Source organism: Streptomyces lucensis JCM 4490 (genome assembly GCF_014650035.1).
Lineage (GTDB): Bacteria > Actinomycetota > Actinomycetes > Streptomycetales > Streptomycetaceae > Streptomyces > Streptomyces lucensis.
Genome location: NZ_BMUE01000013.1, coordinates 1 through 13,638 on the forward strand (window position 1 = coordinate 1; position 13,638 = coordinate 13,638).

The window sequence follows — 13,638 nt, forward strand, 5'->3', positions numbered from 1 at the left end:
TGGAACTCCGGCGTACCCTCCTCCAGCACCGCCAGCCGATCGAAGAACACCCGCGACAACTCCCGCGCGTCCTTCGGCGCGACCCGGGACGGGTCGGCGATCTCCGGAACGTCCGCCGTACGCCTCGTGGTCCGCGCGGTCGTCGTCGCCATCGTGCCCCCTCCCGGTCGATCGGCCTCTTCCCCACCGGTCCCCCCGCCCGGCATGCACGCGTCTACCCCTGATGCCGCCCGGCAATCGGACGGAGCCGCGCGGCCGTTCCCGCTACGGCGCCGGCTCGTCGGCGGTGATGACCAGAACCGCCTGGTCGTCCTCGACGTCCCGGCCGTTCACGAAGCCGCGGACGTCCTCGGCCACCGCCTCGACGATGTCCGCCGCGGTCGGCCGGCGCGGCGCGGAGGCCAGGGCCTTGGCCAGTCGCATGTCGCCGTACTGTTCGGTCCCGTCCTCCCCGTCGGTCCGGCACTCGGTGAGGCCGTCGGTGTAGAGGAGCAGGCTCTCCCCGGGACGGAGGGTGAAGCGGCGGGCGGCGAGCCTGGGCGGGATGCCTATGCCGAGCAGCCCGCCGGACGCCTCCACCGTGTCGACCGCGTGGTCGGTGTCCAGCAGCAGGGGCAGCGTGTGGCCGGCCCGGACGAGGTGGACGGCGAGTCCGTCGGCCGCCGGTGCGAGGTGGCCGTAGACGAGGGTCACGAAGCCGTTGTTCTGGTGGGCGTAGCGGTCGTTCAGCGCCTTGTCGACGGCCTTGACGATGTCGACGGGGTCGTCGAGGAGGGAGGCGACGGCGCGGGCGGTGTGCCGGACCAGCGCGGTCGTGGTGGCGGCCATGGCCCCGCGCCCGCAGACGTCGCCGAGGATGAAGGCCCAGCTGCCGTCGTCGCGGGGGAAGACGTCGTAGAAATCGCCGCCGATCTCCAGCCCCTCGCCGGCCGGGTGGTAGAAGGCGGCGAGCTGGGCGCCGGGGATCTCGGGCAGGTCGGGCAGCAGAAGGCCGGTCTGCAGGTCGCGGGCCAGGGCCGCGCGCTGCGCGTACTGGCGCGCGTTGCGGGCGGCCGAGGCGGCGCGGCGGGCGAGTTCCTCCGCCAGGGCGACCCGGTGGCCGTCGAAGCTGTGCCCGTCGGTGGACAGCAGGGTCAGTGCGCCGAAGGGCCGGTCGCGGTCCAGGAGCGGTACGCAGACGTAGCCGGTGACGCCGAGGTCCTGCCAGGGTCCGGGGCCGGTCGGGGTGCGGCGGGCCACTTCGGTCAGGCCGGAGGCCAGGACCCGCGCGACGGCGTCGTCCTCGGTGTCGCGGGCGGGGGCGTGGGAGGCGAGCAGCCTGTGGGCCTCGCCGGCCGGTGCGGCGGTCGCCACCCGGTGCACGCGTCCGGCCTCCACGACGTCGACCGCGGCCAGGGGCGCCAGCGCCGGGCTGGACAGGGTGGCCAGGCGCTGCAGGGTCTGCCGCTCGTCGAGCGGGCCGGCCAGGGCGGTGCTGGCGGTCAGCAGGAAGGCGAGGTCGTCGCGGGCCGCCTTCTCCCGCTCGTCGGCGGCCAGCCGGGCCTGTTCCGCGCGGTGCCGCTCCACGGCGAGGGCCGCCGTGTCGGCGAAGACGCGGGCCATCGCCAGATCGGTGTCCTGAGGGGCTCGCGGTACGCGGTGGTACATCGCGAAGGTGCCCAGCAGCCGGCCGTCGCGGGTCAGGATCGGCGTCGACCAGCAGGCGGCGAGTCCGGCCCGGCCGGCGAGGTCGCGGAAGTCGTCCCACAGGGGGTCGGTGGCGATGTCGCTGACGATCACGTTCCGGCGCCGGTGGGCCGCGGTGCCGCACGAGCCCACGCCTTCGCCGGTGGTGATCCCGTCGATGGCCTGGTTGTAGAAGTCGGGCAGGCTGGGGGCCGCGCCGTGGTGCAGGTGGCGGCCGTCCTCGTCGGCCAGCAGAACGGAGACGATCACCTCGGAGGACAGTTCCTCGATCGCCCTGCACATGCCGTCCAGCACCTCGGACAGCGGGGCCTGGCGGGCTATCTGCTCCAGCAGCGCGCGCTGCTCCACGGCCAGCCGCCGGGCGTGCTTGACCTGGGTGACGTCCACGCCGATCATGCGCACGCCGAGGACGTTGCCGCCGGCGTCGCGGCGCGCCTCGTAGGTGAAGTCGAAGTAGGCCTCGCGCGTGTCGTCGCCGAGGCCGATGAGGACGCGGGCGTCGCGGCCGACGTGGCGCGTGCCGCTCCGGTACACCTGGTCCAGGAGCCCGATGAAGCCCTGGGCGGCCAGCTCGGGCATCAGCTCGGCCAGTGGGACACCGGTGCGTTCGCGCCGTCCGCCTCCGATCGCCGCGAAGAAGGCCGGGTTCGCCGCCTCCAGCACGTGCGCGGGGCCCGCCATGGACGCGAACAGCGCGGTGGACGTGCCGAACAGCAGCGACAGGTTCTCGTCCGTGCCGTCCGGCGCCGCGGGCAGGCGGACCTCGTCCGCCGGCCGCCGCTCTCGCTCAGCCGTCACGCCGCCCCCTCGCCGGACCGCCTGCCGCGCAGGCCGTCATCTTGTACGACATCGGTCAGTCCTCATCATGGGTCGTATGCACCGCGACGGGCCGGTACGGGCCCTTGGCGGACGGGCCGGGACACGGTCCGCGGTGGGGCCGGGACACGGTCCGCGGTGGGGCCGCGACCCGATCGGTGGTGTGGCCGCGACCCGATCGGCGGTGTGGCCGCGACGCCACGCCGAGCGCTTCCGGGGCGCCGCCGGCCGGTTCGCCGCTCATTCCAGCGTCACGTGAAGGCGCACGACCAGACCGGACGGCGGTGTCCGGATCTCCACCAGGTCGCAGAGCTGGTGCATCATCCAGACGCCCCGGCCGCCCGCCGGAGAATGCGGATCGGGGCGGCGCCGGCCGACGAGGGGGTCCGTAAGGCGCCCGCGGTCCCGTGCCTCGGCGACGACGGCGGCGGCCGTGCGCCACAGGCGCAGGGTGCCGTGTCCTCCGCCGTGGCGCACCGAGTTGCCGGTGGCCTCGTTGACGGCCAGCAGCCAGTCGGTGCGGCGGAGCCGCGGCAGGCCCGCCGACTCGGCCCAGTCCCTGGCGGCGTCGCGTACGTCCGCGAGGTCCTGCTCCTCGAAGCGCAGGACGACCGGGTCGGCGGGTTCGGGCAGTGGCGTGTCGCAGTCGTGGCAGACCGCGTGCGGGTCCGCGTAGCGCGTACTGCGCCGGTAGCCGCCGGGGTCGCCGACGACCGGGTGCGTACGGTGGGCCTGCGTCAGTACCCGCTCGGGCAGGGCGGTGTCGTAGGGACAGAGGATGGTGGCGCGCCGGCCGGCGAAGGCCAGGTTGATCAGCGCCTCGTGGCGGGTGGCCTCGCGTGCCTCCTCGGAGGTGCGCCCCACCCAGATCGGCTCACCCACGACCGCCGGGCGCCGGTCCGCGTGCCGGTCGGCGAAGTCCTGCAGCATCGACAGGATGCGCCCCGGGTTGCGGCCAGCCTGGCGCATGTCGACCCAGGTGACGCCCGCGTGCGCGTCGCCGACGAGGTCCCGGAGCACCGTCAGGCGTTCGCCGGGCACGGCGACCAGCACGGGGCGTTCGTCGGCCGTCTGCTTGCGGATGAAGTCACCGACGCCGTCCGCGTAGTCCTCCCCGGTGGAATAGAAGAGAGCGGGATGATGGAAGATCACGTCGTCCTGGGCGGGGGGCCGGGGCGTCCCGTGGATGCGGGCGGTCACCGTCCGTCCACCTCCAGGCCCTCCCCCAGCTCCGGGAAGAGCTCCACCATGCGGTGGAGTGCGGGCGGAGCCCCGACGAGGCGCACGGGTGTGCCGGTGGGCCGCCGGCGCGCCGCGTCGGCGATGTCGGCCAGCGCCGCGATGTCCAGGTGGTCGAGGACCGACAGGTCCAGGGTGACGCGCTCCGCCGGAGAAGCGGCGAGCGCGGCCGCGGCCGAGGCGACGACGCGACGGCCCTCGTAGCCGGCGGACCCGGCCAGCCGGAATCCCGGCGCACCCGTCAGCGGAGCCGCCGACAGACCCGGCCCGCCGCCGGGGGCGGCACCCGTGCCCCACCGCGCCAGGTGGGCGTGCGCGAGGACCTCGAGGTCGTCGCGGGCCAGCAGGCGCCGGTCGTAGAAGCACCATGCCGTCAGCGGCAACCGTTCGAAGACCTCGTGGTGTATCCGCAGCTCGTACTCCAGCAGGCGCTCGGCGCCCGCGATCCGCCGGGCTCCCCACGACATCTCACCGATCGCCCGCAGCCCGCGGAATCCCTGTGCGGCGGCCGCGTCCACGGCCTCCTGCCACAGACCCGTCATCACGTCCGGGTCGAAGCGGGCTCCGGCCAGGTACGTCTCGTCGGCGGTCGTCACCACGAGTTGTCCGCGCCGCACGGCGGAAGCGGCGTCCACGCCCCGGTCCGCGAGCGTGCGCGTCACGAGACCGGGATCGGTGGCGTCCGCGAAGTACTGGACCTGCTCGCCCCTGCCCAGCCCGGCTCGGACGAAGACCACGAGGTGACCTGCCCACTCGTCGTCGCTGGAGTACTCCACGGCGACATGACGGTCCGCCGCGGCTCCGCCGCTCGCGGACGGACATGCGCGGTGCATCGGATACCTTCCTCTTGCGACCGAATCCGGGTGTACCAGGCAGTACCAGGCATAGACGCATCGAGCCTACTGCAGGGTATGGGTGCCCGGACCTCCGCGGCGGCGGGCGGCTATCCGGGCGGCTCCTCGTACGGGCCGCCCGGCGACCGGTGCGCGGCGGACTTGTACGCCTCCCAGTCCGCGCGTCCGCCCGCGCCCATCACCCCGGTGCCGACGGTGAGCTCGGCGGCGGGCGTGCGGCGCAGCTCGCGCCGGGCGGCACGGGCGACCAGCGCGGGGAACAGCGGCCGCAGCGGCTGGCACAGGCGCAGCCAGGGCGGCGCGTAGACGTAGTGGGCGCGGCGCCGCACGCCGGCGGCGAGCCAGTCGGCCACCTCGCCTGAGGTGTGCACGCGGCGGCTGAACCAGGGCTGGTTGGCCCGCAGGGCGCGCAGCACCGGATGGTCGTCCACGCCGCTGATCATGTCGGTGCCGGTCCAGTGGAGGTAGGCGATGCCGACGGTGACCCCGTCGGGCTCCACCTCGCCGCGCAGGGCCTGGGCGAAGGACTCGGCGCCCGCCTTGGAGGCGCAGTAGGCGCTCATCATCGGCGCCGAGCCGAAAGCGGCGGTCGAGGCGATCTGCAGCAGGTAGCCGCGGGTGCGGGCGAGCTGGGGAAGGAAGGCGCGGGCGGTGTTCGCCGACCCGACCAGGTTGACGTCGATGACGCGCTGCCACACGTCGGCGTCGGTGCGCCGGAAGGGGCCGCCGGCCGCGACGCCCGCGTTGGCCACGACCACGGCCGCGTCGCCGAGCCGGTCCGCCACCTGCCGTGCGGCGCTGTCGAGTGCCGCCCGGTCGGTGACGTCGGCCTCGACGCACAGGCTCGGGGTGGCGAGCGAGGCCGCCGCCCGCCGCAGCGTCTCGGCCTCCCGGCCGAGCAGGGCCACGCGCATGCCGTCCTGGGACAGCCGCCGGGCGACGGCCTCGCCGATGCCGCGGGCGGCTCCGGTCACGACGGCGACACGCCCGCGCAGGGGCGAGTCCGGAGGGGCGGCGGCAGGGCGGCGCCGGGGGGTGACGGTGTCCATACGGTTCTCGCTGTTCCTCGGCTGCCGGAGCGCGGGCCGGGAGGAGTCACCTCTCCCGCGTTCCGCACCGGCTGACGTGACGCGCGGTCGGCAACGGGTACCCACCTGACCTCCACGTACTCCGGCGGCCACACCCACGGCCGCCCGGTGGTGGCGGTGTGCGGGCCCACCGCGCCGGGAGGGGCCGGGAGCACGGTCCCAGCGCGCCGGGCGGGAGGAATCGACGAGCGGTCGACCGCCTTGCGCGCCGCGGTCGCCTCCGCGCCCGGCCTCGACGCGCGGGTGCCGGGTGGGCGGGCTCCTACTCCGTCCCTCCCGGCACGGACTTCTCGAGAAGCGTGAACGACTTGGGCGTACCGCCCGGCTGCGGCTTGCCCTCCGTGCGTCCGACGACCCGGTAACCGGCGTCCAGGTAGTACGCGTTCAGGGACGCGTTGCCGGCCAGGCAGTCCAGGCGTACCAGCGGCCGGCCCGCTTCGGCCACGCGCCGCTCCGCGGCCCGCAGCAGCTCACGTCCCGTCCCGGGCGGGACCGTGCCGTGGTCCACCATCAGGCGGTGCACATAGCCGGCCGTCGACGGCTGCGGCCCCCACGCCTGCTCGTCCTCCCACCACAGTTCCCAGGCCCCGACCACACGGCCGGCGGCCTCCGCGAGCCACACCTCCCCGTTCTCCATGATCCGGCGGAAGTGATCCACACCCAGCTCACCCGGCTGCCACTGCCCGGTGACGCCACGGGCCAGCATCCAGCGGGCGGCGTCGTCACGCAGACGCACGAGGGAGACCAGGTCGGCGTCGCCGGCGAGACGGAAGCGCAGAGCAGCCATGTCGCGATCTTCGCACAGGCGTCCGTACAGCCCGAGCGACGGAACCCAGGAGCGGGACCGGCACGGCTCCAGGCCCACGAGTCTGCAACCGTTCGACGCGTTCCGGGAGAAAGAGCAGCGGAAAGGGCAGGGCGGCGGACGCCCGGCCGCCACAGCCCACCGAGGAGGACCGGGGATGCGACTGCGCGACGAGCTTCCCGTCGATCACGAGCCGGCCACCGTCCACCGCTGCGGCGCCGCGCTGTGCGGCGTGATCCTGCTGGTGTCCGGCCTGCTCGGCTTCGCCGACCACTGCTGATCCAGACCTTCGGCATGTACGGCCGCGTCTCGGGCGGGCTGCCGCACGACAACCCGTACTGGCGCGGCCGCCACCCGCGCGAGGCGGCACCGGAGAAGCAGTCCTTGCGCCGGTGTGCGCGGCAGGCGGCCCTCACCCCGGCACCGCCCACCGGCGGAACCGACCCGTTCGGCCCCGGCGCCCGGGCTGACCCGCCCCTACGGGACCCCTGCGGGGAAGGGCTCCTTCCATGACCACCCCGCACTGGATCTTCGGCGACCAGCTCGGCCCGCACTTCCTCACGCCGGCCGGCGAGGAGGGGCCGGGCCACGCCCGCATGCGGCGCGCGGTGCAGGGCCTGGACCGCCTCGCCGACCTGGACGAGGTGCTGCGGCAGGAACGGCGACGGGCGAACGAGGTGCCGTGAGGGGCTGGACGGCGGAAGGGGCCGGGCGCCGGGGCGTGGTGCGGCGGGAAGACGAGCGCACGACTTGCCCACCGCCCGACACCGCGCCGGGAAGCGATCGGCAGGACGCGGTCGATCTCATGTGCCCGGGACTGCGACCGGCGCGGCGTCAGCCGTCCTGTGCCGTCTCGTCGTCACGATCGGTGTCGCCAGGACCCAGTCGCACGCAGCACTCGCCCGGCTCGGGGGCCAGGACGGCCCGGACCCCGCCCACCTCCAGGCCCTGGAGGTAACCGGCGAGGAAGGACTGGTTCATGCCGCACACCAGCTCCGTGGCCTTCGCGGCCAGCGGGTGGAACGGGCAGTTGCGCAGCCGTAGCTCGGTCGGGGATTCCCGTACGGGTTCGTAGCCGAACTGGTCCAGCAGGCGCTCGCAGACGGTCAGCCCGCGCTCGGGGCCGAGGCGGCCGGGTCGGGTCCGGTCCCGCGCGGCCTCGCCCAGCTGCCGTCCGCGTCGTCCGGCGCTGCGCATGGCCGCCTGCGCGGCGTTCTCGTCGGCGCCCTGGGTCAGGACGGCGTCCAGGAGGAGGTCCGCCAGGAGTTCGTGACGCCGGTCGGGGATGCTCACGGTGATCTGGGCGTCGGTGGGTTCGTACACCTTGGGCTGCCTGCCGACCTTGCGGATCCCGCCGGGCGTCTCGTAGCGCGCCCGCAGCAGGCCGGCGTCGACGAGCTTGTCGAGGTGGAAGGCGGCGAGCTTGCGGGAGATGCCGACGCTGGCGGCCGCCTCGTCCCGGGTGACCGCGCGGCGGGCACGGCGGATGAAGGCGAACATGCGCCGACGCGAGTCCTCGCTCAGGACGCTGACGGAGTCGATGGCGCTGTCGGCCGCGTCGGCCCGCGCGCTCGGATCGGATGCCACACGACCACGGTAACTCCCATTCCGGTAGGTACAAGTGTTCTTCGCTCGTCTTGGGGTGCACATCTTGACGCCGACCCTCAATAAGTCCAAGACTTGTTGGTGAAACAACTGGAGGTTGCGATGGCCAGTGAGTCACAGCTTCAGGCGAAGCGCCCGGTAAGCGCCCTGCTCGCCGGCCCGTACGGCCACCCGTTCCATCCGATCCTGGTGACCGTGCCGATCGGCGCCTGGGTGGTCAGCCTGGTGTTCGACATCGCGTCCCACGTCGTGCACCGCCCAGGCTTCCTGGCCCAGTCCTCTCAGTGGCTGATCGCGGTCGGCGTGATCGGTGCCCTGCTGGCGGCCATGGCCGGATTCCTCGACCTGTTCGCCATTCCCGCCGGGACCCGGGCCTTTCGCACCGCCCTGGTCCACATGACGCTGAACCTGCTGGTGACAGCCGCCTACGTCGTCAACTTCCTGTGGCGCCAGGGCGACTACGCGGACGGCGGGAGCGTCGGCACCGGCAGGATCGTCCTGTCCGCGCTCAGCGTCGCCGCCCTCGCGGTCTCGGGATTCCTCGGCGGCAAGCTCGCCTACCGCTACGGCGTACGCGTCGCCGACGAGGACACCCAGGCCGAGGGATACACGCCCGGCGGCAGCCGGAACGGCACCCGCACGGCCGTGTGAGCCGGCCCTCCCCACGCCCACCCGCGACGCGGCCGGTGTCCTCCGGCCGCCCGCGCCACCGTCCCCTCAGGAGTTCCCCATGGACATCGCCGCACTGATCACCTGGGTGGTCACCGCTCTCGGCGGTTTCTACATGCTCGGCACCTGGATCCAACGCGGCGGCATCCGGCAGCAGCGATCCGGCGCCAGCCGCCTGCCCGCACCCGTCGTCTTCGGCCACTTCGCCCTGGCCGCGATCGGACTGGTGGTGTGGATCGCCTACGTCGTCGCCGACAGGGGCGCGCTGGCCTGGACCGCGTTCGGCCTGCTGCTGCCGGTCGCACTGCTGGGCTTCGTGATGCTGGCCCGCTGGCTCCCCGTCCACCGCGACCGCGCCACGGCCGGCGCGGCGGTGACCGCGGGGGGCCCGGGGGCCGAAGGTCCCGTCCCCGCCGAACGCCACTTCCCGGTGCCGGTCGTGCTGGCCCACGGGCTGCTCGCCGTGGCCACGCTCGTCCTCGTCCTGCTCACCGCCCTGGGCGTCGGGGGCAGCTGACATGACCGAGCACCGGAACCTCACCACCGCTGCCCGGAGAGACCCTCTCGGCGAGGAGGACGCGATAGCCACGCGGCCGGTCCTGCGGGTCGTGCACGAGCCCGACGGGATAGACCTGGCGGCCGCGGAAGCCGCGGCCGGCCGGTTCCTCACCGCGCTCGGCATCTCCACCGCCTCGGAGAGCCTGCGCGGCACACCGGGCCGGATGGCCCGCGCCTACGCCGAACTCTTCACCCCCCGCCCCTTCGACCTGACCACCTTCCCCAACGACGAGGGATACGACGAACTCGTCCTGGCCCGGCGCATACCGGTCCGGTCGGTGTGCGAACACCACCTGCTGCCCTTCGTGGGCACGGCGCACGTCGGCTACCTGCCGGGGGCCCGCATCCTGGGCCTGTCCAAACTGGCCCGTGTGGTCGAGCACTTCGCCTGCCGCCCACAGGTCCAGGAACGTCTGACCAAGCAGGTCGCCGACTGGCTGCAGACCCACCTTGAGCCCAAGGGCGTCGGCGTGGTGATCGAAGCCGAACACTCCTGCATGACCCTGCGCGGTGTTCAGGCGACGGGATCCAGCACCATGACCTCCACCCTCCTCGGTCTGCTGCGCTCCGACGCCCGCTCCCGCAGCGAGTTCCTCGGCCTGACCGGAGCGGCTTCCTGACCTCTGCGCCGGGCTGACCGGTACGCGCTCCGGTGCGCGGCACGCGGCGCTCCTCCTCCGGCGGTGCGCCGGAGACGAGAGGAACCCCGGCCGCCGCGCGGCCGGGGTTCCTCGAGACGGTGTGCGTCGGTCGGCAGGTCGGGGAGGTCAGCGCCGCAGCGTGAGGACACCCGGCCGCCACGGCAGCTGGTCGTAGGGGCCGCTCGCGGTCGGGGACTTGCCCTGGTAGAGGAACTGCAGGTTGCAGGGGTCGACGGTCATGGTCTGGTCGGGGTTGCTGCGGACCAGGTCACCGTGGCTGATGTCGTTGGTCCAGGTGGCACCGCTGTTGGCCTTGCCCGCGAAGGGGTTGCTCTCGCTCGTGGCCTGCGGGGTCCACGAGCCGGTCAGGCTGGAGGCGGTGAAGGAGCGGAAGTAACGCCCGTTCGCACCCATGGCCTCGACGATCATGAGGTACTGGTTCTGGCCCTGGACCTTGTAGACCTGTACGCCCTCGAACAGGTTGGCCTTCGTGTCGCTCATGACCGTCGTGTACGACGAGCCGAAGTTGCCCGGGAAGTTCCCGATCGGCATGCTCGCCCGGTAGATCCTGCCGTTGTCCCCGGCGAAGAACAGGTACATGTTCTGGCCGTCGGCGATCAGGGTCTGGTCGATCGGTCCGGTGTCGGAGCCGGAGATGCTCCCGGTGAACAGCGGCTGCGGAGCGGACCAGCCGTTGGGGTTGGCGGGGTCGCTCGACGTGCGGTAGACGAAGGGCGACGCACCCCACTGGTACGCCAGCACCCAGATGTTCCTGGGCGCGAAGTAGAACAGCGTGGGCGCCACGGCGGCCTGGCTCATCCCGGTCTGGCCGGCCGACGCCATGTCCGGCCAGTTCGTGAACGGGCTGAACATCATCGAGCCGTAGGACGACCCCGACACGTTCGACGCGTAGACCAGGTGCCTGCCGTTGTAGGTCACGGTGGTGAAGTCCTTCACCGCGGCCCATCCGTTCGCCGGCTGCGCCAGCACACCCGTCGACGTCCAGCGGTACGTCGACGGAAGAGAGCACGTGCCGTCCGTCGGCGGCGCCCCCGTCAGGCCGGCCCACTTCTGGTTGCCGCCACCGTTGCACGTCCCGACCTGCACCGCCGTACCGTTGGCCGTACCGGCGCCCGTGACCTCCAGGCACAGCCCGGACTCGACGCCGACGACCGCACCGTCGGAGTTCACCCGCCACTGCTGGTTCGCACCGCCGGAACAGGACCAGATCTGCACCCGGGTACCGGGCGCGGTTGCGTGGCCGGGTACGTCCAGGCACTTGTTGCCGTACACGGTCAGCTGATGGTCGTCCGTCAGCGTCCACTGCTGATTGGCCCCACCCCAGCAGTCGTAGATCTGCAGGTGGGTGCCGTTCTCCTGGCTGGCGCCCGGCACATCGAGACACCGGTTCGAACCGGCGCCGCGCAGGGCGCCGCTGGTAGCCGCATGAGCCGGGGTGACGACGAGCATCGCCGCCAACGCGGCCAGGACCGCGGCCCCGGCGGCGAGCATCGCGGACGTATGCCTGCGGCTGGAACTTCCTCCGTGCATGGGGACTTCCTCAACCTTGAGTGGGCGGTTCCGGTCGGCCTCGTCAGAGGTTGTCCGGACTGTCGGTGCGGTGGGGGTGCGCTACGCGATGGGCGAATGAGCGACCGGTTCGACGTACCGAACAACAGTCGAAGTATCGAGCGCTTGAATGATAGGTAACCGGAGAACGGCGTCAACCTCTCTCGCACGTATCGCCGGACACTCCGAAACATTTGGCCGGTATTCGCGTACGACGGCATGCGCCCACTCAACAAAAGCCCGCGTCGCACCGCACCTGGCGCGCCGAGCAGGCGGGGCCCCGCACGGCCGGTTCCAGGTAGTCGGCGCTGGAGCGGGACAATGGCCTTCCTGCACCGCCCGACTCGCGGTATCGAAACTTTCGGACAAGATGCAGAAAGTTTGCACGCAGCGTGTATTGACGATGCGTCGTCGGCACCTCAATGATTTCTGCCTGAGAGACCGGCCGCAGGTCGACATTTCGAACCGGCGCCTGCGGCCCAGGCTTCGGTTCGCCCCGCTGCACCCCGTCCGTCCGCCCGTCCGCGGCACCTGCCGAACGACAGCGGACGACGCGGTCCCCCTGCGCTTCAGTCCTTCCGTGATTTCTACCTTGGAGGCACAGTGATGGGCTCGTATGCCCTCCCCAGGCCGCTCGTCCGCCGGAAGAGGCGCGGCCTGCTGTTGACGCTGGTCGTCGGCGTCCTCGGTGTCGTCGCCGCACTGGTCGCGCCGCCGGCCGCCCACGCCGCCGAGAGCACGCTCGGCGCCGCGGCGGCGCAGAGCGGCCGCTACTTCGGCACCGCCATCGCCTCGGGCAAACTGGGCGACTCGACGTACACGGCGATCGCGGGCCGTGAGTTCAACGCGGTGACGGCCGAGAACGAGATGAAGATCGACGCCACCGAACCGCAGCGGGGCCAGTTCAACTTCTCCGCCGGCGACCGCGTCTACAACTGGGCGGTGCAGAACGGCAAGCAGGTACGCGGCCACACCCTGGCCTGGCACTCCCAGCAGCCCAGCTGGATGCAGAGCCTCAGCGGCAGCACACTGCGCCAGGCGATGATCGACCACATCAACGGCGTGATGGGCCACTACAAGGGCAAGATCGCACAGTGGGACGTCGTGAACGAGGCCTTCGCCGACGGCGGTTCGGGAGCCCGGCGCGACTCCAACCTGCAACGCACCGGCAACGACTGGATCGAGGTCGCCTTCCGGACCGCCCGCGCCGCCGACCCGTCCGCCAAGCTCTGCTACAACGACTACAACGTCGAGGACTGGACCTGGGCCAAGACCCAGGCCGTGTACAACATGGTCCGGGACTTCAAGCAGCGCGGTGTGCCGATCGACTGCGTCGGCTTCCAGTCGCACTTCAACAGCGGCAGTCCCTACAACAGCAACTTCCGCACCACCCTGCGGAACTTCGCCGCCCTCGGCGTCGACGTGGCCATCACCGAACTCGACATCCAGGGAGCGTCGGCCTCGACCTACGCCAACGTGGTCAACGACTGTCTGGCCGTCCCGCGCTGCCTCGGCATCACCGTCTGGGGGGTGCGCGACACCGACTCCTGGCGATCCGGGGACACGCCGCTGCTGTTCAACGGCGACGGCAGCAAGAAGTCTGCCTACACCGCCGTCCTCAACGCCCTCAACGGCGGCGGCTCCACGACGCCCCCTGCGGAATCCGGACAGATCAAGGGCGTCGGTTCGGGCCGCTGCCTGGACGTGCCCAATTCCAGTACCTCGGACGGCACCCGGCTTCAGCTGTGGGACTGCAACAACGCCACCAACCAGCAGTGGACGTACACCGGCGCCGGCGAACTCAGGGTCTACGGCAACAAGTGCCTGGACGCCGCCGGCACCGGCAACGGCGCCAAGGTCCAGATCTACAGCTGCTGGGGCGGCGACAACCAGAAGTGGCGCCTCAACTCCGACGGAACCATCGTCGGCGTCCAGTCCGGCCTCTGCCTCGACGCCGTCGCGGGCGGCACCGCCAACGGCACCCTGATCCAGCTCTACTCCTGCTCGAACGGCGGCAACCAGCGCTGGACCCGCACCTGACGGAACCTGATGCCCTTCGCGGCCCCGGGCACCCGGCGGCTCGGCCTGGCCGTGCCGCCGGCGGCACG

At 72.5% G+C, this 13,638-nt stretch carries 13 protein-coding genes and 1 pseudogene; 6 read left to right on the top strand and 8 right to left on the bottom strand.

Translation table 11 applies throughout. The features are described 5' to 3' along the window. From IE177_RS25815 to IE177_RS25840, 6 genes and pseudogenes are all read right to left on the bottom strand, one after another. Window positions 1-152 (bottom strand): annotated as a pseudogene (locus IE177_RS25815) (RNA polymerase sigma factor SigF); the annotation flags it as partial. 112 nt (window positions 153-264) lie between these two features. After that, window positions 265-2,484: a SpoIIE family protein phosphatase gene (locus IE177_RS25820; RefSeq protein ID WP_229816267.1), complete on the bottom strand. Its 2,220-nt coding sequence runs from the start codon at window positions 2,482-2,484 to the stop codon at window positions 265-267. 258 nt (window positions 2,485-2,742) lie between these two features. Beyond that, complete coding sequence (locus tag IE177_RS25825; protein WP_229816268.1) at window positions 2,743-3,702, bottom strand: anti-sigma factor RsbA family regulatory protein; 960 nt, start codon at window positions 3,700-3,702, stop codon at window positions 2,743-2,745. Then, complete coding sequence (locus tag IE177_RS25830; protein WP_190017827.1) at window positions 3,699-4,574, bottom strand: MEDS domain-containing protein; 876 nt, start codon at window positions 4,572-4,574, stop codon at window positions 3,699-3,701. Before IE177_RS25830 ends, IE177_RS25825 begins: the two co-directional genes overlap by 4 nt. A 110-nt stretch (window positions 4,575-4,684) precedes the next feature. Further along, entirely contained in the window at window positions 4,685-5,644 is a 960-nt protein-coding gene (locus IE177_RS25835; RefSeq protein WP_190017828.1) for an SDR family oxidoreductase, read from the bottom strand. A gap of 301 nt (window positions 5,645-5,945) precedes the next feature. Then, window positions 5,946-6,470 (bottom strand): GNAT family N-acetyltransferase, encoded by a 525-nt coding sequence (locus IE177_RS25840; RefSeq protein ID WP_190017829.1) that lies wholly within the window; start codon window positions 6,468-6,470, stop codon window positions 5,946-5,948. 175 nt (window positions 6,471-6,645) lie between these two features. Between IE177_RS25840 and IE177_RS35850 the strand changes: the two genes are divergently transcribed. Continuing rightward, complete coding sequence (locus tag IE177_RS35850) at window positions 6,646-6,768, top strand: hypothetical protein (RefSeq protein WP_373305179.1); 123 nt, start codon at window positions 6,646-6,648, stop codon at window positions 6,766-6,768. 229 nt (window positions 6,769-6,997) lie between these two features. Next, a complete protein-coding gene (locus IE177_RS25850; RefSeq protein WP_190017830.1) occupies window positions 6,998-7,174 on the top strand; it encodes a hypothetical protein in 177 nt (58 codons plus the stop codon). A gap of 148 nt (window positions 7,175-7,322) precedes the next feature. On the opposite strand, the gene IE177_RS25855 is transcribed toward IE177_RS25850, so the two are convergent. After that, window positions 7,323-8,075: a helix-turn-helix transcriptional regulator gene (locus IE177_RS25855; protein WP_190017831.1), complete on the bottom strand. Its 753-nt coding sequence runs from the start codon at window positions 8,073-8,075 to the stop codon at window positions 7,323-7,325. 120 nt (window positions 8,076-8,195) lie between these two features. Between IE177_RS25855 and IE177_RS25860 the strand changes: the two genes are divergently transcribed. The 3 genes from IE177_RS25860 to folE all read left to right on the top strand — a co-directional run bounded on the left by IE177_RS25860 (window position 8,196) and on the right by folE (window position 9,940). Further along, a complete protein-coding gene (locus IE177_RS25860) occupies window positions 8,196-8,744 on the top strand; it encodes a DUF2231 domain-containing protein (protein WP_190017832.1) in 549 nt (182 codons plus the stop codon). A gap of 79 nt (window positions 8,745-8,823) precedes the next feature. Then, on the top strand, window positions 8,824-9,279 hold the full coding sequence (locus tag IE177_RS25865) for a hypothetical protein (protein ID WP_190017833.1): 456 nt from the start codon (window positions 8,824-8,826) through the stop codon (window positions 9,277-9,279). A 1-nt stretch (window position 9,280) separates the two neighbouring features. Continuing rightward, window positions 9,281-9,940, top strand: a complete 660-nt coding sequence (folE, locus tag IE177_RS25870; RefSeq protein WP_190017834.1) for a GTP cyclohydrolase I FolE — start codon at window positions 9,281-9,283, stop codon at window positions 9,938-9,940. Window positions 9,941-10,087: 147 nt separating this feature from the next. Here folE and IE177_RS25875 read toward each other — a convergent pair whose 3' ends face one another. Continuing rightward, window positions 10,088-11,512 carry a non-reducing end alpha-L-arabinofuranosidase family hydrolase gene (locus IE177_RS25875; protein WP_190017835.1) on the bottom strand — a complete coding sequence of 475 codons (1,425 nt, stop codon included), beginning with the start codon at window positions 11,510-11,512 and terminating at the stop codon, window positions 10,088-10,090. Between the two features lie 624 nt (window positions 11,513-12,136). Between IE177_RS25875 and IE177_RS25880 the strand changes: the two genes are divergently transcribed. After that, window positions 12,137-13,570: an endo-1,4-beta-xylanase gene (locus tag IE177_RS25880; protein ID WP_190017836.1), complete on the top strand. Its 1,434-nt coding sequence runs from the start codon at window positions 12,137-12,139 to the stop codon at window positions 13,568-13,570. Window positions 13,571-13,638 lie beyond the last annotated feature (68 nt).